The sequence below is a fragment of the Acidocella aquatica genome (assembly GCF_030160635.1).
GTDB lineage: Bacteria > Pseudomonadota > Alphaproteobacteria > Acetobacterales > Acetobacteraceae > Acidocella > Acidocella aquatica.
This window is the reverse complement of sequence record NZ_BSOS01000071.1, coordinates 1-1300: the sequence shown is the minus strand read 5'-3', so window position 1 is coordinate 1300 and position 1300 is coordinate 1. Positions and strand designations below refer to the sequence as shown.

1 protein-coding gene is annotated in these 1300 nt (G+C 54.5%); it reads right to left on the bottom strand.

The window, feature by feature from the left end; translation table 11 throughout:
- Window positions 1-81: 81 nt before the first annotated feature.
- Window positions 82-1104 carry a universal stress protein gene (locus QQJ84_RS12860; protein WP_284258639.1) on the bottom strand — a complete coding sequence of 341 codons (1023 nt, stop codon included), beginning with the start codon at window positions 1102-1104 and terminating at the stop codon, window positions 82-84.
- Window positions 1105-1300: the final 196 nt, after the last annotated feature.

Here is a 1300-nt window from a genome sequence, read left to right as displayed (position 1 = left end):
AAAAGAATCCAACCCGACCCGTGGTGTCAAGTAAAATATGTCGGGATATCTACGTACTGATTAATAGAAGTTCTCGTCGCCTCAATGTGACAGCAGAACGCACCGATTAACCTGCCGCAGCAGGTCGCGGCTAACGCCGCCGAATATCCGCTCGCGCAGACGGTTATGACTATATAGACCCGCCACGCCGAAGTCGGGCTTCTCCTCACTCGTTACCGTACGGAGCACGTCAGCGTCGCTGGTTGCTGCTTCCACAACCATTAGGTTCACCTTTACGCCATGCCGTCCCAGCCAAGCCATTACCGCCTCCATCCGCGCCGACTCCGCCGTCATTCGGTCTTGCTCAATAACTTGAACCAACGAGACGATGGAAGCGCTTTTCAGTAGCGGCAGCGCATCTGCAACTGCCCGCCGCGTTTCTAGCGTGTCCTTCCAGTAAATTATGCCACGGTCGAATTTTGGGGATGTAATCGTCGCTTTTGGAACCGCCAGAACGGGGCGCCCCGAATGCACAACAAGTTCACCCAGATCGAATGGTTGGATTTGGTAAGGCGGATTGATCGGTTGATCCGCGCATACGATCAGCAGATCCGTCCCTCTCGCCTCCTGGATCAGAGATTCGGTAATGGTCGGTCCTACGCTGACCGGCCGCCATTCAATCTCCGCTAGGCCCTGCAACGCCGCATGGAATTCCGCTTCGGCGGCAGCGAGGTGGGACTGCCACTTAGCAAAGCCCTTTTCCAACGATGCACTAACGAGATAGTATTCTTCATTGGTAAAATTTTCGGATCTATCCGTCGCGGCGATACCAATCACGGCCGCCTGATGCGTTTTTGCAAGCGCTTGGGTTACGGCCAGCACGTTATCATTTGGACGGCCGATTTGCAGATGCACCGTTAGTGTGGCGTAGCTCATGCCTCCTCCCCCCGCTTTCACCGATAAAATACAGTGGCGCATGATATCTTGGCGTAGATCATAAATACAGGAGCGCCACAAAACACTGTCTGGACGATGGATCGCACCTCCATCCTGCAGGCTGGCCAAACATCGCGCTCTGCTGCTGCAGACTAATGGCGTCAGTTGATCGAAGTTGCTGGTGATCATGGCGATGCGATTCCCGCAGGGCTAGGCTATGGTCCTGATAAGCTGGCAAGGCTATGCCTGCCGTATGGAACCGGCCGTATGATCTCGGTAACAGGGAGAATGCATGTGAACAATCTGTCCGAGCTGGCAACAGGGCGATTCATTAAACCGCTGCGATCATTTGTGTGGCTCGGCTTCGGTTGTCCTGGAAATGCTC

Bases quoted from the DNA above. Each gene is read 5' to 3' on its own strand.
- QQJ84_RS12860 (WP_284258639.1), bottom strand. From the start codon at position 1,104: ATGATCACCAGCAACTTCGATCAACTGACGCCATTAGTCTGCAGCAGC.